This window comes from Chryseobacterium paludis, from assembly GCF_025403485.1.
Lineage (GTDB): Bacteria > Bacteroidota > Bacteroidia > Flavobacteriales > Weeksellaceae > Chryseobacterium > Chryseobacterium paludis.
Map to the genome: position 1 here is coordinate 1,603,331 of NZ_CP099966.1, position 23,400 is coordinate 1,626,730.

The 23,400-nt window shown below is 33.2% G+C and carries 22 protein-coding genes; 10 read left to right on the forward strand and 12 right to left on the reverse strand.

The window, feature by feature from the left end:
- Positions 1-60: 60 nt before the first annotated feature.
- The 7 genes from NG806_RS07040 to NG806_RS07070 all read right to left on the reverse strand — a co-directional run bounded on the left by NG806_RS07040 (position 61) and on the right by NG806_RS07070 (position 8,780).
- Positions 61-1,032, reverse strand: coding sequence for an NAD-dependent epimerase/dehydratase family protein (locus NG806_RS07040; RefSeq protein WP_261512487.1), 972 nt, complete (start codon positions 1,030-1,032; stop codon positions 61-63).
- Positions 1,029-1,814 carry an SDR family NAD(P)-dependent oxidoreductase gene (locus tag NG806_RS07045; RefSeq protein ID WP_214831340.1) on the reverse strand — a complete coding sequence of 262 codons (786 nt, stop codon included), beginning with the start codon at positions 1,812-1,814 and terminating at the stop codon, positions 1,029-1,031. The genes NG806_RS07040 and NG806_RS07045 overlap by 4 nt, the downstream gene beginning before the upstream one ends.
- 145 nt (positions 1,815-1,959) lie before the next feature.
- On the reverse strand, positions 1,960-3,060 hold the full coding sequence (locus NG806_RS07050) for a helix-turn-helix domain-containing protein (RefSeq protein WP_261512488.1): 1,101 nt from the start codon (positions 3,058-3,060) through the stop codon (positions 1,960-1,962).
- Between the two features lie 32 nt (positions 3,061-3,092).
- The gene (locus NG806_RS07055) at positions 3,093-3,734 is read right to left on the reverse strand and encodes a rhomboid family intramembrane serine protease (protein WP_214831343.1); all 642 of its coding nucleotides are present in this window, start codon (positions 3,732-3,734) and stop codon (positions 3,093-3,095) included.
- 15 nt (positions 3,735-3,749) lie between these two features.
- On the reverse strand, positions 3,750-6,332 hold the full coding sequence (locus NG806_RS07060) for a DNA gyrase/topoisomerase IV subunit A (RefSeq protein ID WP_261512489.1): 2,583 nt from the start codon (positions 6,330-6,332) through the stop codon (positions 3,750-3,752).
- A gap of 8 nt (positions 6,333-6,340) precedes the next feature.
- Positions 6,341-6,817, reverse strand: coding sequence for a hypothetical protein (locus NG806_RS07065; protein ID WP_214831346.1), 477 nt, complete (start codon positions 6,815-6,817; stop codon positions 6,341-6,343).
- A 79-nt stretch (positions 6,818-6,896) separates the two neighbouring features.
- A complete protein-coding gene (locus NG806_RS07070) occupies positions 6,897-8,780 on the reverse strand; it encodes a DNA topoisomerase IV subunit B (RefSeq protein WP_214831348.1) in 1,884 nt (627 codons plus the stop codon).
- Between the two features lie 142 nt (positions 8,781-8,922).
- Here NG806_RS07070 and NG806_RS07075 point away from each other — a divergent pair, with 142 nt between their 5' ends.
- The 5 genes from NG806_RS07075 (at position 8,923) to NG806_RS07095 (ending at position 16,030) form a co-directional block, all read left to right on the forward strand.
- Positions 8,923-11,850, forward strand: coding sequence for a sensor histidine kinase (locus NG806_RS07075; protein WP_214831349.1), 2,928 nt, complete (start codon positions 8,923-8,925; stop codon positions 11,848-11,850).
- A complete protein-coding gene (locus NG806_RS07080) occupies positions 11,819-12,547 on the forward strand; it encodes a LytR/AlgR family response regulator transcription factor (RefSeq protein WP_261512491.1) in 729 nt (242 codons plus the stop codon). The genes NG806_RS07075 and NG806_RS07080 overlap by 32 nt, the downstream gene beginning before the upstream one ends.
- 347 nt (positions 12,548-12,894) lie before the next feature.
- The gene (locus tag NG806_RS07085) at positions 12,895-14,121 is read left to right on the forward strand and encodes a T9SS type A sorting domain-containing protein (protein ID WP_214831354.1); all 1,227 of its coding nucleotides are present in this window, start codon (positions 12,895-12,897) and stop codon (positions 14,119-14,121) included.
- A 110-nt stretch (positions 14,122-14,231) separates the two neighbouring features.
- On the forward strand, positions 14,232-15,380 hold the full coding sequence (locus NG806_RS07090) for a methionine aminotransferase (protein ID WP_261512493.1): 1,149 nt from the start codon (positions 14,232-14,234) through the stop codon (positions 15,378-15,380).
- A 20-nt stretch (positions 15,381-15,400) separates the two neighbouring features.
- Positions 15,401-16,030, forward strand: coding sequence for a DoxX family membrane protein (locus NG806_RS07095; protein WP_261512495.1), 630 nt, complete (start codon positions 15,401-15,403; stop codon positions 16,028-16,030).
- A gap of 81 nt (positions 16,031-16,111) precedes the next feature.
- On the opposite strand, the gene NG806_RS07100 is transcribed toward NG806_RS07095, so the two are convergent.
- Together NG806_RS07100 and NG806_RS07105 are read right to left on the reverse strand one after the other, a co-directional pair.
- Positions 16,112-16,876, reverse strand: coding sequence for an SDR family NAD(P)-dependent oxidoreductase (locus NG806_RS07100; protein WP_214831363.1), 765 nt, complete (start codon positions 16,874-16,876; stop codon positions 16,112-16,114).
- An 86-nt stretch (positions 16,877-16,962) separates the two neighbouring features.
- On the reverse strand, positions 16,963-17,901 hold the full coding sequence (locus NG806_RS07105; protein WP_214831364.1) for a helix-turn-helix domain-containing protein: 939 nt from the start codon (positions 17,899-17,901) through the stop codon (positions 16,963-16,965).
- A gap of 152 nt (positions 17,902-18,053) precedes the next feature.
- On the opposite strand from NG806_RS07105, the gene NG806_RS07110 reads away from it, so the two are divergent.
- The 5 genes from NG806_RS07110 to NG806_RS07130 all read left to right on the forward strand — a co-directional run bounded on the left by NG806_RS07110 (position 18,054) and on the right by NG806_RS07130 (position 19,452).
- Positions 18,054-18,209, forward strand: a complete 156-nt coding sequence (locus NG806_RS07110) for a hypothetical protein (RefSeq protein WP_214831365.1) — start codon at positions 18,054-18,056, stop codon at positions 18,207-18,209.
- Positions 18,210-18,397: 188 nt separating this feature from the next.
- Positions 18,398-18,568, forward strand: a complete 171-nt coding sequence (locus NG806_RS07115; RefSeq protein WP_214831367.1) for a hypothetical protein — start codon at positions 18,398-18,400, stop codon at positions 18,566-18,568.
- A gap of 49 nt (positions 18,569-18,617) precedes the next feature.
- The gene (locus tag NG806_RS07120; RefSeq protein ID WP_214831368.1) at positions 18,618-18,779 is read left to right on the forward strand and encodes a hypothetical protein; all 162 of its coding nucleotides are present in this window, start codon (positions 18,618-18,620) and stop codon (positions 18,777-18,779) included.
- Positions 18,780-18,970: 191 nt separating this feature from the next.
- Positions 18,971-19,177 carry a bacteriocin gene (locus NG806_RS07125; RefSeq protein ID WP_214831369.1) on the forward strand — a complete coding sequence of 69 codons (207 nt, stop codon included), beginning with the start codon at positions 18,971-18,973 and terminating at the stop codon, positions 19,175-19,177.
- A gap of 122 nt (positions 19,178-19,299) precedes the next feature.
- Positions 19,300-19,452, forward strand: coding sequence for a hypothetical protein (locus tag NG806_RS07130; RefSeq protein WP_214831370.1), 153 nt, complete (start codon positions 19,300-19,302; stop codon positions 19,450-19,452).
- Positions 19,453-19,620: 168 nt separating this feature from the next.
- Here the strand turns inward: NG806_RS07130 and ychF are convergent, their stop codons facing one another.
- The 3 genes from ychF to NG806_RS07145 all read right to left on the reverse strand — a co-directional run bounded on the left by ychF (position 19,621) and on the right by NG806_RS07145 (position 23,273).
- Positions 19,621-20,712, reverse strand: coding sequence for a redox-regulated ATPase YchF (gene ychF / locus NG806_RS07135; protein ID WP_261512496.1), 1,092 nt, complete (start codon positions 20,710-20,712; stop codon positions 19,621-19,623).
- A gap of 181 nt (positions 20,713-20,893) precedes the next feature.
- A complete protein-coding gene (locus NG806_RS07140; protein WP_214831374.1) occupies positions 20,894-21,445 on the reverse strand; it encodes a ferritin in 552 nt (183 codons plus the stop codon).
- A 223-nt stretch (positions 21,446-21,668) separates the two neighbouring features.
- Positions 21,669-23,273: a glycoside hydrolase family 10 protein gene (locus NG806_RS07145; RefSeq protein WP_261512497.1), complete on the reverse strand. Its 1,605-nt coding sequence runs from the start codon at positions 23,271-23,273 to the stop codon at positions 21,669-21,671.
- Positions 23,274-23,400: the final 127 nt, after the last annotated feature.

A 23,400-nucleotide genomic window follows, 5' to 3' on the forward strand; every position in this document is an offset into this window, starting at 1 on the left:
ATGATTTTTATTAAAGAGCAATTGTATCAATTCAGATTGACTTTAGCTCAACCCTAAAAATCAATCTATTTTCATTAGCCTAAAATATTCGATAGCATCTTGTAGCGCTTTGCCTACAAGCTGATAATGAATCCTCAATTCTTCTATTGATTTCCGATTGGAATAGTAATTATGAACCTGCAGAGCTTTCATATTGGAAGTACAGAGGTTCGTTTTTATATTCATTTTTCTCAATCCATCTCCTATATAGCCTAGAATACTCAGAATTGTATCAGGAATTGGGATCATAACTGTTTTCTGATTGGTAATATGGTTTACTTTTTTAAAAAAATCTTTATATTTTAGGTTTTCATTGGCTAAAAGGTATTTTTCACCGCTTTTTCCTCGTTCCATAGCTTTTACAACTCCATAGGCTACATCTTTTGCATGAACAAAATTTTTTCCGCCTTTAGGGTAAAAAATTACTTTCTTCTTCCAGGCCCAAAAGATGATTTTTCCAGAACTGGGCTTATGATCATATGCCCCTATCATAAAAGTAGGATTAAGAATAATGACATTTGTACTTTCAGTATGTTGCAACAAATAATCCTCTGCCTCCAGCTTGCTTTGAGCATACATCGATTTTGTAAAAGGATAACGTTGAGGGTTCTTTTCATCTCCAGGGGTTTTCTCGCTTCCATACCCCAGAGTATTAGCTGAACTAATAAAGACAAATCTTTTTACACCACAAGCTTGTGCCTGTGTAAACAAATTTACTACTCCATCATAATTCACCCTCTTATAATCTTTGTAATGAATAAGATTCTGACGGGTTTCTGCGGCAATATGGATAAAGCTGTCTATTTCCGGAAGAAATGAAGAAATATCAGAAAATAAATCCCCTTCAACAAGCTTCAGGTTCTCGTTCTTTTCACCCAAATAGCTGCTTTTCTTGCGCACCAAAGCAATAACAAAATAACCATCTTTTAATAATTTTATAACAACATTAGTTCCTAGAAGTCCTGTAATTCCGGTCACAAAAACTTTTTTCATGCTTCTATTTCTTTTTTAATTGCATTTGTCATCAACGGTAATTTGATCCAGATAGGCAAAATTTTCATAACAAGCCAGCTTATTGGATTTACCATGATCACAGAATCCCTTTTGAATAATTGATTAACGCAACGTGCAGCTACTTTATTGGGATCTAATAAAGTTAATTTCCCTAAAAAACCCTGTTTTTCAATTCTCTTGCAAACATCTATATTTGTTTTCATCGCTCCCGGGTTTACAACACTTACAAAAACGTTGGTGTCTTTCAACTCCTCATGCAAACCTCTTGAAAATGAATGAATAAATGTTTTGGAAGCAGGATACACCGTTTTAAAACCAATAGGTGAGAATGCGGCCATACTGGAAACATTTAAAATATAAGCCTTAGGCTGTTTCAATAAATTAGGTAACAGTTGATGGGTCATCATCGATGTAGCCATAACATTAACCTGTAGAATGGTATTGATGTAATCGGGTGTAGCATCCACAAATTTTTGTGTTCCTCCTAATCCTGCATTATTGATCAGAATATGAATATTAAAAGATCTGTTTAGCTCTTCTGTAAGATTCAATACATTTTCATTCGAAGAAAGATCAATCTCATAGTAATGTGTTTTTACTTCATAGCTGTCAGCAATTCTTTCACTAAGCTCCTTTACGTTCTGATTGGGTAGGCTAATAAGAATGACATTAATCTTCTTCCTAGCAAGATGTTCGACGAAGGCTTTACCTAATCCCTGGCTTGCTCCTGTTACTACAGCAAATGATTCTTTGGTATCCATAACAAAAAATTATGGTACAAATGTATCTTCATCAAGCACTTTTTCTGTTCCAGATTATATGCATGAACACATTTTGAACAAATATATAAACAATTAAAAATCAACCAATTAAAAACAATGGAAGTTAAAATTTATAAACCTGAACTTATTTTTTGAACTCTGAAGGAGTCTTATCTGTGAATTTTTTGAAAGTAGTGTTAAAAGATGTCTTGGAATTGAATCCTGACTCGTACGCAATTCCCAAAATGGAAAGCTTGTTTGCGCTGTTATTTTTTAAAAGCTTTTTAGCGTGGTCAATTCTGTATTCATTGACAAACTGGAAAAAGTTCTTTTGAAATCCCGTATTGATCACATAAGATAAATGATGCGTAGAAACAGAAAGCTGCTCCGACAGTTTAATTAAATTAAGTTCACTATCGAGATAAAGCTTTTCTTTTTCCATTACCTTTTCAAGCTCTGTTTTGATTCTTAATAATTCATCATCAGAAATTAACTTCCGTTTTACCTCTTCGTTTTCATCTTCAGTATTAATTGATATCAGCTCTTCACGCTGTTTCTCTTCAACCGGATAAATTTCCTTTTGTTTTAAAGAATAAAAGGCTACAAAATAAACAACCAGTAAGAAAGCCATATTAATGAAAGCATTCAGCGATGTTGAATTGTAGGAAAGATTATAAATAACATATATAATATTGATGATAAAAATAATGAGAATGATATACTCCAGCCAATTGAGATTAATCCCTTCTGTATTTGAGGAAAACTGCTGAATCCGTTTTTGATGTTTTCTGATGGTAACATAGGAAAGACCTGTATAGAACAGTGCCTGAAATAAGATCAGCCCTATAAATACATATCCAAATAATCTTTGGTCCTCAAAATTTCCAAACCGCTGTAACAATAAATTAGCAAGGAAGATAATGGGGAGGATGGCATATTTTACATCCGAAATCTTAAATTTAAAGGAGGGATTAGAAAAAAATAAGACACTGAAATAAAACATAATGGGTGTCAGAAACTGGATAAACTGAACAATGAGAATTGAATGAAATTCTACCTCAGATCCTTTAACTAATGAACAAATTTCATCCAGCCAAAAAGTTGACCACAAAAAAAGAAATATCCCAAACCAACGGTTGGCTTTAGTGTTAACTTTAAGTGGATTGGTTAGTTTTAGTAGAGAAAGCAAAACCAATGAACCATATATAAGTATAACGATAAAACGATTTAACTCAATTGTGTTCATTGGTTTTGATATTTTATATAAAGATAACTTTTTTATCCTATTCTTTTCCTTATAAAAATTTCATAGCTTAAATAGGCCAATGGAAGCGACATTATTCCAAGATAAAGTATATTGCTCATTGCCAAGTCCGGATGTAGTAAAATAGCATATACTAAACCAAAAAATGCACCTCCCAGATGAGCTGAATGTCCTAAATTATCCCATTGCTTTGGATTTAACATCATATAAACAGAATAACCGAAATATAATGTTCCAAAAAGCCAACCTGGTAAAAAGTTCACACTAATTTCATTCGGAGCCATTGCAATAGCTGCAAAAATAATTCCTGAAACCGCACCCGAAGCTCCAATAGCAGAATACCAGGGTTGATTCTTATAAATTAAAAGACTAAATAAATTACCAAGAAGCATCGAGCCAAAATAAATGACTAAAAAGCCTATTTCCCCAAAGAAGCTAATTACTGCCCCCTGAAAAAAGTACAGAGATAACATATTGAAAAACAAGTGCATAAAATCTGCATGTAAAAAAGCAGAGCTTACTAATCTAATGTATTCCTTTCGGTTTGCGATTGCAGCAACATTAAATTTATATTTTTCAAATAAACTCACATTATTAAGTCCCATGTAGCTTATGATACATGTAACAGCTATAATGATTAAGACAACTATACTCATAATAATTTTTAATGTTTAATTTTCACTATCATCACTCTCAAACAGGTCTCCGATGATACCTCCATCTTCATCAATCCCTTCTGTAGGTTCCGGTTCTTCATATACTTCAGGCTCTTCCTCTTCGATTTCAGGTAAGACAACATTGATCGCTTTTACCTTAAACTTGGTGAATTGATTTCCTATCGCTTTTATACCCTTCACCATTATAAATTCGTCTATATTCACTGTTTCAGGATCACGTTCTTTTCCTTTTTCCTTAGCAAAAACAATTTCCGCCGTAGATCCATTTGCCACAATCACATTTTCAACAAATGACTTGCTATGTTCCGATGGCATGAAATTCTGTGGATTGGTATTATTTTCCAATAAAAATCTCTTAATGAAATACATATCCTTTTCACCATCGTAATAAATACAGGTTACAGGTTGTTGTGGTCGCCACTTCTCTAAAATCAGATACTCATCATCAAAGCGGTTTCCAAGGTCAAAACTTACTAATTTCGCTTCACCATTAGAATTGATCGTTAAGATTTTATCATCCCCTTTAAAGCTTCCTAATAAAGTTCCTCTTCCATCAGCATTTAATCTTCTTACCGTGTCATCAAACCAGATCCTTCTTGGAGCCAGCGTAGAAATACCCTCTTCCTTAAGATCTACCTTTTTAACTGAATATTTGGTTACCAGATTTCCTTTAGAATCACGTCCTTTAATCGCTAATTCAGAGAAATCGATATCCATTTTATTTTTTCTGATTCTTGGATTCGGTTTCAAAAGGACTGTAACTGTTTCTGCCTCTCCATTTGGATTTGCAGAAAAGTAAAGCATCTCCGAACCTTTTTTATCTGAAGCCAATGGATAATCGGTATTTCTCGTTACTCCTGTTACAGAGAAACGTTTCATATAATATGGTCCTTCTTTACCTTCACGATAGATCATATTATAAACCGTCCTTTTATCATTTTTCTTCCAGATCGCAACGTGTAAAAGGTCTTTCCCTATAAATGTTTTAGCCTCCACTTTAACGATCTTCATGCTTCCGTCTTTTCTGAAGGTAATGATATCATCAATATCCGAACAGTCGAACAAATATTCATCCTTTCTTAATGATGTTCCAATAAACCCTTCTTCACGGTTGACATAGAATTTTTCATTAGCCACAGCCACTTTAGTCGCATCAATAGTATCAAAAATCCTAAGTTCTGTTCTTCTCTGTCTGTCTTTACCGTATTTTTTCTGAATATTTAAATAATATTCAATTGCATAAGCAATAAGATTGGCTAAATTATGCTTTACCAACTCTATCTTACCCTCAAGAGCTGCAATGTTTTCTTTAAATTTATCTAAATCAAATCTTGAAATTCTCTTGATCCTGATCTCGGTTAATTTTAAAATATCTTCTTCAGTTACCACCCTTAAAAGATGTTTTGTATGAGGTTTTAAACCTATATCAATCGTTTTTATAACATCTTCCCAGGTTTCTACTTCTTCAATATCGTGATAGATCCTATTTTCAATAAAGATCCTTTCCAGTGAAGAAAAATGCCAGCTTTCCTGCAATTCATGAAGCTCGATCTCCAGTTCCTTTTTTAATAACGAAACCGTATGTTCCGTATTCATTCTTAAAATTTCGGAAACATTCAGGAACATTGGTTTATCTCCTACAATTACACATGCATTGGGAGAAATTGTAACCTGACAGTCTGTAAAAGCATATAAAGCATCAATTGTTTTATCTGGCGATACATCATTATGCAAATGGATCAGAATTTCTACTGTATCTGAAGTATTATCTTCAATTTTTTTGATCTTGATCTTTCCTTTTTCATTGGCTTTTAAGATAGAATCTATCAGGTCGCTTGTCGTTTTAGAAAAAGGAAGTTCAGAAATAACTAATGTATGTTTATCTGTCTGTATTATTCTGGCTCTTGTTCTTACTTTTCCACCTCTATGTCCATCATTATATTCCGAAACATCCAAGTATCCTGCTGTCAGGAAATCTGGAAACAACTCGAACTTTTTACCTTTAAGATGAGCAACAGAAGCATTGATCAGTTCATTAAAGTTATGTGGAAGTATTTTGGTCGACAGTCCTACCCCGATACCTTCTACCCCTTGTGTCAAAAGCAAAGGAAATTTTACCGGCAAATCAATGGGTTCATTATTTCTGCCGTCATATGATTTAGACCATTCTGTGGTTTTAGGATTGAAAACAACTTCAAGAGCAAAAGGGGTTAATCTTGCTTCAATATATCTGGCAGCAGCTGCAGAATCTCCAGTAAAAACGTTACCCCAGTTTCCCTGGGTATCTATCAGAAGTTCTTTCTGCCCGATCTGTACCATTGCATCTGTAATTGATGCATCACCATGTGGGTGATATTTCATGGTATTCCCTACAATATTAGCTACCTTATTATAACGTCCGTCTTCCAGCTCCCGCATGGAATGCATAATCCTTCTTTGAACCGGCTTTAATCCATCATAAACTGATGGAATTGCTCTATCTAAAATCACGTAAGAAGCATAGTCCAGAAACCAGTCTTTATAAAGTCCGGAAACTTTCTTTAAGCTCTCACCTTCATGCGAATTTTCTTCTGTCATTATTTGTTTTAACGTTTTTTCTCGTTATTAGCTTTTACTACTTTATTTAAAGAAAATTTTAAATCGTTTACTTCTTTTGTCGTTAAATAAGAAATTTCATACTTCAACATTGTTGAACCTGTATTCTTACTTGAAATGGTGACATATAGTCTTTTTATAAAAAGTAGATTTACTATTTCATATTTTATTAATTTATACTTTGGAAACTCATCACTCAACGGTTTACTCAAAAATGGAAGGATATTCCGGTTCTTGAAATTGAGAGCTTCTCCATCGCTATCGTATTCAAAGATCTGTCTTCCTGTAAGGTAGAAAGCACATAGCATCATCAATGGGATAATGATTAATAAATAGCTTTCTGACCCTAAAATTTCAAATCTATATTCTTCTAAAAAGAAGGCTACAATTCCGCCCATTAACATCATTATTAATAGCGTATTAATAAAGTTATAACCCGGCGCCTTATTGCGGTTACTTAATCTCATTAGTATTTGTGTTTTCGTTAAAGTCTGTTTCTTTTTAGGTTATCTTAATTTTGGTTAGAAAGTTTTTGGAGGGATCATTTTAACTTTCTACTTCGTTTATAATTTCTCTGCTATCAATATCGCCATCTTCTACCACTAGATTTTCAAGAATAAAAACCTGTCTGTCCGGTGTATTTTTACCCATATAAAATTCTAAAAGCTGTTCAATGGTCTGATCTTTTCCAACGACTACAGGTTCAAGACGAATATCTTTGCCTATAAAGTGTTTAAATTCATCAGGTGAAATCTCTCCCAATCCTTTAAATCGGGTAATTTCCGGGTTCTTTCCTAATTCATTTAAGGCTTTTACCCGCTCCATTTCACTGTAGCAATATCTTGTCTCTTTTTTATTTCTGACCCTGAATAATGGGGTTTGAAGAATATAAAGATGTCCATTCTTAATCAAGTCGGGGAAAAACTGTAAAAAGAATGTAATCATTAAAAGACGGATATGCATCCCATCAACATCGGCATCGGTTGCAATGATAACATGGTTATATCTTAAGTCTTCAAGACTCTCTTCAATATTTAAAGCAGCTTGTAATAAATTAAATTCTTCATTTTCATACACTACTTTTTTTGTTAAGCCATAACAGTTCAATGGTTTCCCTTTTAATGAAAAAACGGCTTGGGTTTCAACATCTCTTGATTTAGTAATTGATCCGGATGCTGAATCTCCCTCAGTAATGAAGATCTGTGTATCTCCTTTTCTTTCTGCTTTTTGATCATTATAGTGTTGTCTGCAATCACGAAGCTTTTTATTGTGAAGCGATACTTTTTTTGCTCTTTCTCTGGCCAGTTTCTGAATTCCTGAAAGTTCTTTTCTTTCTCTTTCTGAAATTAAAATTTTCCGTTGAATTGCCTCTGCAATCTCAGGGTTTCTATGCAGGAAGTTATCAAGTTTACTTTTTAAAAAATCAATAATAAACGTTCTTACTGTCGGACCATTCGGTCCCATATCATTGGAACCTAATTTAGTTTTTGTCTGAGATTCAAAAACAGGTTCTTCTACATTAATGGAAATTGCTGCAATAATAGACTTTCTAATATCTGATGCATCGAAATTTTTATTAAAAAACTCACGTATTGTTTTTACATATGCCTCACGGAAAGCATTAAGATGGGTACCACCCTGAGTCGTATTCTGACCGTTTACGAATGAAAAATAAGTTTCAGTCTGTGATCTGTCCGAATGGGTAATAGCAAGTTCAATATCCTCCTCCATTAAATGAACGATCGGATAAAGAATTTCGCCTTCCAATTCTTCTTCCAATAAATCTTTAAGACCATTTTCTGAATAATAGGTTTCCCCGTTAAAGATAATTTTAAGTCCCGGATTCAGATACGCATAGTTTCTGAGCATTCTTTCGATATACTCTTTTCTGTATTTGAAATGAAGAAATATCTCTCCATCTGGAACAAACGAAATTTCAGTACCATTTCGATCTGAAGTATCCTTTTCATCGTGATTTTCCGAAATAATTCCTCGCGAAAATTCTGCTATCTTCATCTTTCCTTCACGAAAAGACCTTACTTTAAAATATTCAGAAAGTGCATTTACTGCTTTGGTACCAACACCATTTAAACCAACAGATTTTTTGAAAGCTTTGCTATCGTATTTACCTCCGGTATTCATTTTGGACACTGCATCCACAACTTTTCCTAATGGAATCCCACGTCCAAAATCACGGACAGTTACCTTACCGTCATCTACTTTTATTTCAATTCTCTTACCTGATTTCATTCTGAACTCATCAATAGAGTTGTCGAGAATTTCTTTAAGCAAAATGTAAATACCATCATCAGCAGAAGAACCATCTCCGAGCTTTCCGATATACATACCGGGGCGCAAACGAATATGTTCCTGCCAATCGAGGGTTCTGATATTATCTTCAGAATAGATTGGATTTATTTCTTGTGACATAAGTTATTTCAGCAAACATACAAAAGTACGAAAATGATCAAAATTATCCGAATTTTTCTAATTCATTTTTTAATAATATTATCTAATATGTATTGCATTATTGTCAAGCAAATTTTATATTTACGCCATTATTCAATATTAAGTGAAAAACCTATGTGATTTCTCTATATTTTTATTAATACTATTCTTTCCTTTTATCTCTTTTAGCCAGATCCCGGGATTGGTAAATTATAGTGAAGAGGATGGACTGAATAGTTCCACTACCTATACGATCAATCAGGATAACAAGGGCTTTATCTGGATTGGTAGTGACAATGGACTGTTCAGATTTGACGGAAGGGAATTCAAGCAGTTCAGTAAAAAAAACGGACTTAAGAACATTGATGTTTTGGGGTGTAACCCTCTGTCTAACGGAGAAAATTTCATTATGCCTTATTTAACTGATTTCGCTTATCTAAAAGATGGAAAAGTTATCAACTCAGATTACAATAAAGAGCTTAAAAAGCTTACTCATATATCATCAAGTTATAGCAGTGGAGATTCACTTTTCACATACAATTATGACAATCCCAAAGAAATTTTTCTATACAGACATGGAAAGGTAAAAGCGATTCCACTATTTATAGATAAGGGTCTGCCATTAATGGACAAATATTTTGCATTCTCTTACGACACTGCCAATCACTTACTTTATGTAACTAACGATCGTGATAAGATAGTCGCTTATAACATTCTCACCAAAAAGAAAACACTTTGTAGTGTTTCAATGCCTAAAATGACTATCTATAGAAGGGGGGATTATTTTGTTGCAAACCTTAATAATAAGGTGGAAATTTATAAGAGAAGTAATAAATATTATTTAAAAAAAATTCAGTCTTTTTCTATTCGTGAAAAGATTCATCAACTTGTTATAGACAAGAATTACAGACTTTGGCTTTGTCTGGATAAAGGGGGTGTCATTTATTATAAACAGACGTTGCAGGAGGGGAATCTTTCCCATCCTTTAAAGCTTATGGATGACTTTGTCATGAATCATATTATGATAGACCGGGATAATAACGTTTGGTTTTCAACAAAAAATAACGGCATTTATTTTATTACAGAAAAGTTTTTCAATAATTACATTCATTTGCCTGTAAAAAATAACTCATCTTTCATAACGGCTATAGGAAAAAATGGCAAAAATATTGTTTTAGGATATAATGAAGCAAAAAGTGGTATTTTAAAATCCAATACTATAAAGGATCTTGTCCTTGAAAAAAACAGAAAAACAGAAACTAAAAGTATATTTTCAAAAGGAAATATGATTATTTTCGGATTTAATCTAAGTGTTATTCAATACAATACGCTTACCCACAAAATAAATCATCTGGGAGATTACAGTTTAAAGAGTATTTTGCCTTACACTGATGATTCTGTACTTATTTGTTCTTCTGAAAGCCTTACAGTTTATAATTTTACTACTCATCGTAAATTTAAGTTGCTTAATGAAAGGACTTACAACGCCTTATCCTACGACAAAGACAGTATTTTTGTAGGTGACTTTAAAGATTTATATAAGCTGAATGTTAAAACAAAAAAGAAGATCTTATTTCTGGAAGGGTATTATTTCACAGACATTAAAAAGCTCAAATCCAACATATATGTAGGATCTACCAACCTTAATGGCATTGTGTTTTTCAACAATAAAAAAATTATACGAAGAATAACTGAAAAAAACGGCTTATCTACTGATCAGATAAAAAAGATCGAAGTTGAAAACGAAAATATTTTCTGGGCCAGTACCAATTCAGGATTAAGCAGGGTTGAAATAAAAGGAGCCCATATTAAGATCAACAATTTCACCCAGACAGACGGACTCCCATCTAATGTAGTCGCTGGATGCGTAATAAGAGACGACACTATTTTTGCAGGAACATCAAAAGGTTTAGCCATTCTCCCTATTAACAACCTGCTGGCACAACCAAAATTTATCAATAAGAAAGTAATCGTTAATTCTGTTACGATTGGAGATCGGGAAATATTTAATCTCAATCGTAAAATTATAGGTCAGACCCCAGAAAATACGGTGACTTTTGACGTAAGTTTTCTCGATTATACTTCTCAGGGAAAGGTAAGCTACAAATATAAAGTTGAGGGTCTGAATGATGAGTGGCAAATCAGTAATTCATCTAAAATTACATTCAATGCCCTTCCACCGGGAAAATATACTTTTAAAGTTTTCGGACTGGGTTATAATGGAAAGCAGTCTTACTCTTCTACCGATCTTAGTTTTGAAATTAATCCCAAATTCTGGCAGACCTGGTGGTTTAAACTTTTAGTGATCATCATTATCGGTTCCTCAATTTTTTCATTAATCACATTATACTTTCAAAGGAAACGAAACAAAAAACTGGAAACACTGTATTATGAAAAGAAAATTGCCGAGCTTGAGCTACAGGCTATTAAGGCACAAATAAATCCCCATTTCATTTACAACTGCCTTAATTCCATTCAGTTTTTATTATATAAAAAAGATTATGTTGAGACAGAAAATTATTTAGACATTTTCTCTCAAATGATCAGAAAAACACTGCATTATTCAGAAAAAACTTTTATGCCGATTAAAGAAGAAACCGAGTATCTTTCACTTTATTTACATATGGAAAAACTCCGGCTAAAAGAGCAGTTTGATTATAAGATAATAGTTTCCAATACCGTAAATGAAAATTGGATCATTCCTTCCCTTTTGATTCAGCCTTTTGTTGAGAATGCTATAAAGCATGGAATCTCCAGTTTAAAAGACAGAAAAGGATTTATTCATATCCTATTTGACTATGTTGATTCATTACTTTGCATTACAATCGAAGACAATGGTATCGGAATAGGAAGCAAACCAGAATCTACTGCAAAGGCCAATTCTTTTGGTGTAAAATTATCTCAAAAAAGAATTGAAACATTCAGGCAGCTTTTTGAGACTAATATAACTTTAGAACTCAATGATCTTTTTGAAAAAGAGCAAAAATCAGGTACACAAATAAAACTATACATGACTCCTTATGAAAACGAAAGTACAAGTCTGCATCATTGATGACGAACAAGACGGAAGAGATTATATTTCTCTTTTGCTTAAGAATGAATTTCCGGATATTCAGATTTCATTTCAGGCTTCAAGCGTAGAAGAAGCATATATTAATCTTATAAAGAATGCTCCGGACATACTGTTTTTAGATATTCAGTTAAAAGATGGGACGGCATTCGACCTGCTCTCAAAGTTTAGAGAAATCAATTCTCAGATCATTTTTATAACTGCTTTTGAGCATTTTGCAATTCAGGCTATAAAAAACGGTGCCACAGATTATCTCCTGAAACCGATAAAAAAGATGGATTTTATTATGGCTGTTAATAAGGCTTTAGAAATCAATAAAAAAAATAAAAGCTCCACAACAGCAATTAATCAAAATAAAATCAGCCTTCCTACTTTGCAGGGTTTTAAATTAACTAATATTACTGATATTGTACGTTGCGAAGCCGATTCCAGCTATACAACTTTTTATATGAGTGATAAGACGAAGATTATAGTATCTAAAACGCTGCATGAATTTGAAGAATTTCTAGCGGATTATAATTTTTTCAGAATACATCATAAACACCTTATTAATCTCAGTCATTTAAAAGAATATATAAAAGGAAAAGGTGGTCAGGTTATTATGACGGATAATTCTGTTTTGGATGTCTCAGTACGTAAGAAAAATGATTTTCTAAATAAAATTGAACATATGGAATAATTACAAGGGATGTCAGATTTTTTATAAATAGCATAGTCATCTATTCCTGCTTACTAGCCATACTCCTTTTACTTTAGGTTAAATAGTTCTTTTAGAATACAGATCTCTCCATTAAATAATTTAGTGGGGAGATTTATATATCTAAAAATACTCAATTTCGTTCAAAAAGCACTCAATTAGTCACAATTAAGGGAAGTTACATTACACTTACTAATGAAATAAGAACACTTATTAAATCAATATATTATGATAATTAATATCGTTATACTTTTATCAGGAGCTCAATACACAAATTATTAATACTAAAGTTTTTCTTGGTTTTTGATTTATAAAATCAATATTATATAATGACAAGAATATATTTTTTTTTAATCTATCTATTACTCGGATCTCTTTTATTTAAAGCACAAAGTCCCTGTTCCGATTTCAACAGCACCACCAATCCCCAGGGAAATTGGAATACTGCTCCATATCCCAACGGAAATGTTCTTGCTTCAAGCGGCAGCCCTAATACATTTGACAATTCCCAATATCTCGCCTTAGAAGATCAGTCGGGGGGTTCATTTTTTATCAATACCACTGATTTTAAAAATTTAGGTCAACGCTTTTTGGGTCAATGCCTGTATTTTGATTTTTATCTCGAAAAAGACGGGAACTTTGGAGCTCCTATCCACCCTGCTATTCATATTATGGCAGGTGATAAGATCATAACATTTACTGCCAATATTACGGTAACTCCAAATAGCGGCTGGGTTCGCGTACGTGCTCCAATAGCTAATGCTACAGCCTCAGCCTTTCCAAGTAATGCAGAAGGAACATGGAGCATAGCAGGGGGAGTATGGACAGAATTCAATAATGTTATGAATAATTCTACCGCTGCAATGATCACTCCTGACTATACTTCCAATATTGGTGAGAGGGTATGGTACGATAATATCTGTATTAAATCATGCGATGGATGTTCTGCTGATTTTAAATTAGAGACTATATTTGGTAGCAACACCAATACAGCATCTGTAAAGTTAACGCTTAATAATCCAATTTTAGTATCTACACCATCCAGCCCTGGAAGTACCTATACAGTAACCTGGGGTGATGGAACATCATCGGCGTATACTTTATCAGCGTTAACACATACGTATGCCAATTCTGGTACTTACACCATATGCGTAACCGAAAAACAAGGAAAATTAACACTATGTACACGATGCTTTACTTTCTGTTATTCGAAAGCCAGCGTACCCTCAAAAGAAATTAATACAGCGAATACACCCCCTCAAATCGACATTAAAGCAATTGGCAAAGCAGAACTTGCCACAAATAATGACTACAAATTAGTTCCTAACCCAGCCAAAGCCTATGTAGATGTTCAAACAAATCTATCAGCGAGAGGCTCTGTTTCTGTGAGAATAATTGATATGTCCGGAAAAACAGTTTTGGAAAAATCCGAAACTTTAGAAAGCGGCCGTCAAAATATAAAACTAAATACTCAAAATCTTATTCAGGGAAGTTATATTGTTGAAATTAAAACCGACAATAAAACGAACTCTCAGAAATTACTTATTTCAAAATAAATCCTTTTGAAATCCAAAAACAGAGCTACCCTTTTGGGGTAGCTTTTTATAACTTCTTATTTTACTATTGAAAAAAATAAATTAAATTCGGTGTACATAAAATACCATCAATGATACAACTTCCTTTTTCCAAGCTTTCTGATATCGGAACTACAATTTTCAGCCAGATGACTCAATTGGCTAATGAAAACCAGGCAATCAATCTATCTCAAGGATTTCCTGATTTTATGCCTGACAATGAACTTCTGAACTATGTAGATGAATTTATAAAAAAAGGATTTAACCAATACGCTCCTTTAGGAGGTATTATGGGACTAAAAGAGGAAATTGCCCGAAAAATTGAAAACAGTCACCAGGCTATTTATCATCCTGATTCTGAAATTACAATTACCGCTGGCGGAACGCAGGCTATTTTTACCGCCATTGCTACCTTTATTAAAAGAGATGATGAAGTAATTATTTTTGAACCCGCCTATGACTGCTACGAACCCACTGTAGAACTTTTTGGAGGAGTTGTAAAACGTTTTGAAATGAAAGCTCCCGATTATGAAATTGATTGGAATGTGGTGAGGCAGCTGATCAGTGAAAAAACAAAAATGATCATCCTAAATAATCCTAATAACCCTTCAGGAAAGATATTAAAAGAAAAAGATATTCAGGAACTCATCAGTATTGTAAAAAATACATCAATACTTATTTTGAGTGATGAAGTATATGAAAATATTGTATTTGATGGAAAGCAGCATTTAAGTATCTGCAAGTATCCTGAACTGAAAGAAAGAAGTCTCCTGGTCGCTTCATTTGGAAAACTTTTCCATGTTACGGGCTGGAAAGTAGGATATTGTGCTGCCCCGAAGGCATTAACGGATGAATTCAGAAAAGTACATCAGTTCAATGTTTTTTGTGTAAACACACCTATTCAGCTTGCGTTAGCAGAATACATGAAAAATGATGATCATTACAATTATCTGAACGAATTTTTTCAGGAAAAAAGAGATTTCCTAAGACGAGGACTGGCCAATACTTCATTTGAATTGCTTGATTGTGAAGGAACCTATTTTCAAGCATTGAAATATGATAAAATATCTGATAAAAATGATTTTGAATTTGCAAGTGAATTAACGATTACCCATAAAGTGGCTAGTGTTCCTTTCTCTTCTTTCTACAAAAATAAACTGAACGAAAATGTGATCAGATTATGCTTCGCTAAAAAAGAGGAAACTTTAGAAAAAGCAATCGAACATCTCATGAAAATTTAATCCAAACAAATAACCACCACATGAAAGCCCTCAATTTAAACAAAGCTAAAATATTTGATTATTTTATACTAGTCATAAGATTCTTATTGGCTTATACCTTTATTCGTTATGGGTATTCTAAATTAACAGATGGACAGTTTGGTTTAAATGAAAATGAGCTTTTACAGCCTATAAAAGATCTAAACCTAATGAAAGTGGGTTGGTACCTATTCAGTTTCCAACCTTTTTCTTACTTTATAGGTGTATCTCAAATATTATGTGCCATTTTCTTATTGTTTAACAGAACAGTTCTATTAGGTGCATTATTGTTTCTTCCTATTGCTGCTAATATTTTAATAATAGACCTAACAATTATGCCAAAGCAAATGGCAAATGCTTTTGCTTTTCGTCTTTCTTTTTATATCCTTTTAGATCTGCTTATTTTCTATCACTACAGAGAGAAAGTAATAAATGCTTTTAAATCCTTAACATCAGGAATTAAGTTTAAATTCAAGCATCATTTCTCATTATATCTTCTTCTTCCTCTTTTTGCTCTTTTTCTTGAGTTCTCTTCAGCAATACCTACTGCTATATTTATATTTTTGAAGGAGCCTCAGAAAAGCTGGAACTATATCACAAGTATCGTAAATGTATTATTGAAAAATATTTAAAAGCAGTAGAAAAATCCACTGCTTTTTTTATTCTATTCTATTTCTAAAAGTTCTTACTGAATGTTCTTATTATATTTCTTATTACAATGCCATTCCTCCGGAAACTTCAATTCTCTGTCCGGTTATCCAACCTGCATCATCGGTACATAAGAAGGCTACCACTCCACCAACATCTTCAGGAAGTCCTGCTCTGCCCAGAGCGGTAATATTTGAAACCAATGTGTTAACTTCTTTATTATCTCTGGTTCTGCCACCACCAAAATCCGTCTCTATAGCTCCAGGAGCAACAACGTTCGCTTTGATCTTTTTAGGACCTAATTCTTTTGCCATATACTTTGTAAGCATTTCTACCCCAGCTTTCATTGATCCGTATACTGAAGATCCTGGTAAAGCCACTCTGGCAAGTCCTGAAGAAATATTGATAATTCCTCCACCTTCATTTATAAAAGGTAAAAACTTCTGACTAAGGAAAAACACACCTTTAAAATGGATGTCAACAATATCGTCCAACTGTTCTTCTGTAGTTTCTGAAATGGGTGAATACAAAGCTGTGCCTGCATTATTGATAAGATAATCAATGTTTGTACTTCCCATATTCTCCTGTAAATGATTAGTCACATTTTGTACAAAAGCATCAAAACTTTTTATATCTTTCGTATCCAGCTGATAAGCAACAGCTTTTCTTCCTAATGCTTTGATCTCATTAACGACTGTATCAGCTTCCTCTTTACTGGTTTTATAAGTTATAATAACATCAAGCCCTTTTTCAGCAATTCTAAGCGCTGAATTCCTTCCTATTCCACGACTTCCGCCGGTTACTAATGCGATTTTTGTTTTTGGATTCATTTTTTGTTATTTTTAATGGGACAAAGTTCAGATATTTAAGAGTGTCGATGTTTGCTTCAATCAATCTTATATTTGCAAAATTCAAATCAAGAGCGAAACTGCAATGGATTGAAAGATGTTTTTCTCTTAAAAAAGTTTGAAAAATGAGCGATCTCCTCAAAACCGAGAGCATATGATATTTCGGAAACATTCCATGTAGTTTGTCTCAGTAATATCTTAGCTTCCTGAATAAGCCGGTCAGCAATAAATTCTGTTGTTGTTTTACCTGTATTTTCCTTAAGTTTTTTATTTAGATAGTTAACATGCACGGCAAGCCTGTCGGCATAGTCTTTTGCTGTTTTTAGCTGCAACCTCTGATCGTAGGATTCGATTGGAAACTGCCGTTCCAATAGTTCTATAAATAATGAAACCACCCTTAATGAAGCATCATTAGATGTTGATAATTTAGTTGCCGGTTGTAATTTCTGCCCGTAATGAATAAGTTCCAATACATAGTTTCTGATGAGATCATATTTAAAAATATAGTCAGATTCTATTTCATTTTTTATTTTCTTAAAAAGCATCTCTATTTCATTGGCGAGCTCATCATCAATTTCAAATAAAGGAAATCCTCCCGGCTGAAATATTGGGAGATCTTCAAGGGAATTGTGCGATTTATCTTTAATAAAAAAATCCTCTGTAAATACACAAAAACTACCTGACTGATTGGGATCCTCGGGAACCCAGTGATAAGGAACTTTTGGTGTAGCAAATAATAACGCATTATTTTTTATGGCGATTACTTTATCAGCATATTCAGCTCTATTGCGTCCGCGGATCAGACTTATTTTATAATATTTCCTTCTATTATAAGGCATTTCAGAAGTTGTTCTTGCTTTTTCGATCGTTTGTGCTATATCAAATACATTAAAATGGCCTATATCTTTATGTAAACCTTTTGGAAAAATACTTTCCAGATCTTTCCCAAGCTTAGCCGTCATTTCTTTATAGAAATCTTCTAATGAAGCATGAACAATTTTTTCCATAATCACGAATTTGTAAAATTCAAATATATAAAGTTACGTAAATATTGAATTTGATTACTTTATTGCGATAAATAAATATTTTTCATAATAATGTGATATAATAAGTATTTTTTTATAACTTAGATTTAAACTAATCTATTAAACTCATTATCATGAAAAATCAAAATTTACAAAAAGGGAAAAAATTAAACAAAAGAGAGTTAAGAACAATTACCGGTGGTCTGCAAATGTGTATAGATCCTGACACTAATCAGTGTATTGCTTATGGACGCCAGTGTGCGGAATTTCAATGTAGATATATTCCTTAAAATTGATATTTTTTTATACAACCACTCGTAATGAGTGGCTTTTTTTATTCATAAATCTTATAAAACCCTAACACACTTACATATACAAACGGAAAAACGTATAAAAAATAAATATTATTCATAAAAACGCGAGATACATTGAATTATTTTTAATACATTCGTTATCAACAAATTTATTAATTTATAATATGAAAAATCTAAACCTTGGAAAAGGAAAAAAACTGAACAAAAAAGAATTGAGAGTAATTACTGGTGGACGAATGATATGTATTGATCCGTTTACAGGAAGCTGTAAAAGAGTCGGGGCATTTTGCGCGGAACCAGAATGCAGGCCTGATCCTATTGAACCATTAAATTAAATCCTTTAATTATTTACGACCATTTTAACTAACTTATAAAATCAATATTATGAAAAATCTAAACCTTGAAAAAGGAAAAAAACTGAACAAAAAAGAACTGAGAGTAATTACAGGTGGATTAATGCAATGCCGCGATCCAAAAACAAATGGCTGCAGAGTATTTTCAAATGGCTGCGCTGAGATTGACTGTCGTCCGGGATTGATTCCATAAGATAAAAAAGATTATAAGAAAATGCCACTCCACTATTGAGTGGCATTTTTTATTATTTAATTAATTACCCATTGTTTCATTAAAACAAAATCCTTTTTTATTATTTACAACTAAATTAATCCTTCAAAAGTGACATAAAACTAATTATTTTTCCTACCTTAGTTTTATCTAACCTACTAAAAATCATTAACATGAAAAATCAAAACCTACAAAAGGGGAAAAAACTAACAAAAAAAGAATTAAAAACAATTGTTGGCGGGATGCTGGATTGCAAGCAACCTATTGCATGCCCTACTTACCCTTGTGATCCTCCACTTCCAGATTATCCAAATGGTTGTACTACTATTGCTGTAGGTTGTGCACAAAAAGAATGTCGCCCAGGAATTGATCCAGTATAAAAGACTGTTACCGAACAATCCTTTTAAAAATTTATTTATAAAAAACTATAAAAACAATCCTATATAAAGTGTTATTTAAAATAAACTTTATTCCACTTAATTTTTAACTAAAAATCCTTACTATGAAAAATCAAAATGGAAAAAAACTGAGTAAAAGAGAATTGAGAAGCATTACAGGTGGATTACTTGACTGCATCGATCCTGCTACAGGAGGCTGTAAAAGAATATCAATAAGTTGCGCTCAATTACAATGCAGACCAACAATAGAGCCTTAATAAAAATACTATTAAAAAAATACCATTCTTTAATTAGAATGGTATTTTTTTTAATATTCTATTCTCCATCTATTACCCTTCTTTGAATATTTTGTATGATCATTGCATACAAAAAACGCTCCCAAATTCATGAAAGCGTTTTTTTAATTACTATAACTTTAATATTCTTTATACGTTGAATCTGAAGTGCATAATATCACCGTCCTGTACGATGTATTCTTTTCCTTCTACAGATAATTTTCCTGCTTCTTTTACTTTAGCTTCAGAGCCATAGCTTAAATAGTCGTTATATTTAATAACTTCTGCACGGATAAATCCTTTTTCAAAATCAGTATGGATCACTCCAGCAGCCTGAGGAGCTGTCCATCCTTGTCCTATTGTCCATGCTCTTACTTCTTTAACTCCAGCCGTAAAATAAGTCTGAAGTTTCAACAGGTCATATGCTTTTCTGATCAAACGATTAACACCTGGTTCCTCCAAACCTAATTCTTCCAAGAAAATCTCTCTTTCTTCAAAAGTTTCCAATTCATTGATATCAGCTTCAATCTGAGCAGCTAAAACAACAATCTCAGAACCCTCTTTTTGGGCCATCTCATCGATTTTAGCAATCCATTCATTTCCATTTTTAATTGAATTTTCATCAACATTACAAACGTAAAGAACCGGCTTATTTGTCAACAACTGAACATCTTCAATGATCCCTTTTGTCTGATCATTTAAAGGAAATTCTCTTGCATTTTTTCCATCTTCTAAAAACTTCTGTAAATTCTGAAGAGTCTCATAGGTAAGAATATCTTCTTTTTTTCCAGATTTAATAAACTTTTTAGCCTTCTCAACTGCTTTTCCAACAGTCTCAAGATCTTTTAATTGAAGTTCAATGTCGATAATTTCCTTATCTCTCATAGGGTCTACAGAACCTTCTACGTGAATAATGTTTCCATTTTCAAAACATCTTAAAACATGTATAATCGCTTCACACTCGCGAATGTTTGCTAAGAACTGGTTTCCTAAACCTTCTCCTTTACTCGCTCCTTTTACCAAACCTGCAATATCTACAATTTCCACAACAGCCGGTAAAACTCTCTCTGGGTTTACTAATTTTTCCAACTCAAATAATCTTTGATCCGGTACAGATACCGTTCCTAAGTTCGGTTCTATAGTACAGAAAGGATAATTGGCTGACTGGGCTTTTGCATTGCTCAAACAGTTAAAAAGAGTTGATTTACCAACATTCGGTAAGCCTACGATTCCACATTTCATATTGTTCTATTCAAAGTTTAATGTTCTATTCTGACTTCAAGGTTTATATATCTTCAATCATTAAAATTTTAAATCAAGCACCTTGAATTATAAGTTTGCAAAGATAGTGATTTTAAGACGAGTTTCATAATAAAAAAATCTGCCAAAAGTTTGGCAGATTTCTATGATTTCTATTTTACTGTTAAGGATTTGAGCCTGTAGCATTTTGAGCCAATGGGGCATCATCTGGTGTATTCTGTAACGTTTTATCTAAAGTAAATAAAGATTCATCTGTTGCACGATCACCACCGGCAATTTTCAACTTGTCAATTAAGTTCTGAGCCAAGGTTTCTTCTTCTATTTGCTCTTGTACGAACCACTGCATAAAATTCCATGTTGCCCAGTCTTTTTCCTGTAAAGAAAGATCAACAATCTTATAGATTGCAGTTGTATTATCTACTTCATGTTTAAAGATCCCATCAAAACAAGCAGTTAAGGATTCGGGATCAGCAGGAGGCACAGGAATAGCATCTACTTTAGGCTTTCCTCCTCTGTTTAAAACGTACTCCATAAATTTAATCGAATGATTTCTCTCTTCCTGCGCGTGTCTGTATAAGAAATTAGCAATCCCCTGATATCCTTTATCGTCGGCCCAAATTCCATAAGACAGAAATGTATGTGATGCATGAATTTCTTTATTCATCTGATCGCTTAAAGCTTTTTCAATGGCAGGTGAAAGTCTGTTGGTATTCATAATATTTATTTTTAGTGATTATGAATAAAATGATGCAAAAATGGTTCCGATAAAGTTTTTAATTTTAATTAAAACAAGAAAAACGCCCTATAAATAAACTGATAATCAATAATTTAAATTATTAATTTATAGTTATTCTAAAATAAAAACCAATTCTTATTAGAACTGGTTTCTATTTTTTTCGGGTTGTAAGCTGTTATAGCTCATGTTTTATATGGAATGACTATTTTACTTTCTTTGCCATATAATCACTCTCATTTCCTAATCTATCTACTGCTTTTATAGCCACAGCATTTAGTGTTTTTCCATCTTTATATTTTGGAATATCTTTTGAAAGTGTATCCAGTGTTAAAATTTCTGTTTCCCAAACACCATTGTACTGCTTAAACAGTACCCATTGAAAAACGTCTTTCAAATTTTTACTACTCCAGTTTGCCTGCGCAAAGCTTCCATTCTCCGTAATGAATAGTGTTGGAGTCAATATTGGTAAAGCTTTAATCCAAGGGCTCTTAGGAACCAAAGCTTTTTCTTTATAGGGCCCGTTCTTCAATGTACTTAGCATCATTGGATTTTTTGTTAATCCCGCAATACTCCAATGAACCTCTCCGGCATCACTTTTTAAGATCTGTCTGGAAAGTTCAATTTGGTTTTTAATTTCATTAGGACGATCTGGCGTTCGAATTTCGACCGTGTTCAATCCCGGCCATAAATGACGATTCATTGTGTTTTCAGATTTCCACCAATTTAATAAAGCTTCAAAACCTTGTCCCTTAGAATCAATCGGCCAGTATAATTGTGGTGAAAAATAGTCTACCCAGCCCTTATTTAGCCATAACTTTGCATCAGCATACAATTCGTCATATTGAGAAGAACCTGTAATTCCTTCGGGGTATCCGGGCTTCCAAATTCCAAAAGGGCTGATCCCAAACTTTACATAACTTTTTTCAGCATGAATTTCTTTATAGATCCGCTCTACAAACTTATTTACATTATCTCTTCGCCAGTCAGCTCTGGATAATGTCCCACCACTATTTACATAAGCACTCCAGGTAGCATTATCCGGAAAATCAGCGCCTTTGTTATAGGTGGCATAAGGATAGAAGTAATCATCGAAATGAACAGCATCTATATCATATCTTGTCACGATATCTTTTACTACATTGGAAACGTGTCCCTGGGTTTTAGGATTTGCCGGGTCAAACCAATACATTCCATTCTTTAATCTCACAACAATATCAGAAAGCTTATTGGCCATTGACAGACTGTTTACAGAACCTCCATTCGTATGATGTGCTCTGTATGGGTTTAGCCAGACATGAAGCTCCAACCCTCTTTTATGTGACTCTTCAATCCAGAATTGTAAAGGATCATAATTGGGATATGGTGATCTTCCTGTTTCACCTGTCAAAAAATAAGACCAGGGCTCCAAAGAACTTGTATATAATGCATCTGCTGATGGACGTACCTGGAAAATAACCGCATTGAAATTATTATCTTTCAGCATATCGAGCATACTGATTGCCTCAGCTTTCTGTTGATCAATAGACAGATCATTTCTTGACGGCCAGTTGATATTGGCAACACTTGCGATCCAGGCTCCACGAAATTCTCTGTTCACAGCTGGAAGAATGACTTTCAAAACTTCATCAACAGGTTTTACGGGATTGGGTTTATTCACTACCACCAGATCTTTAGGAATATTTTTAACGGGATTTGTTGTGTTTGGATTTCTGGTAGGCTTTACCGTGTTATTCTGAACAGTATGGGTACTTCCACAAGAGGCTAAGACACCCAGAAACAATACCAGTTTTAAATTTCTCATTTTCATAGTTTGCAAAACTACATTAAATTATTTTTTCTAGAATTTTAAAAATATTATAATAAAATGGATTATGTATCTTTTTAAACATAAAAAAGCCTCGAATTCTCGAGGCTTTTATTATAATAAGGAATTT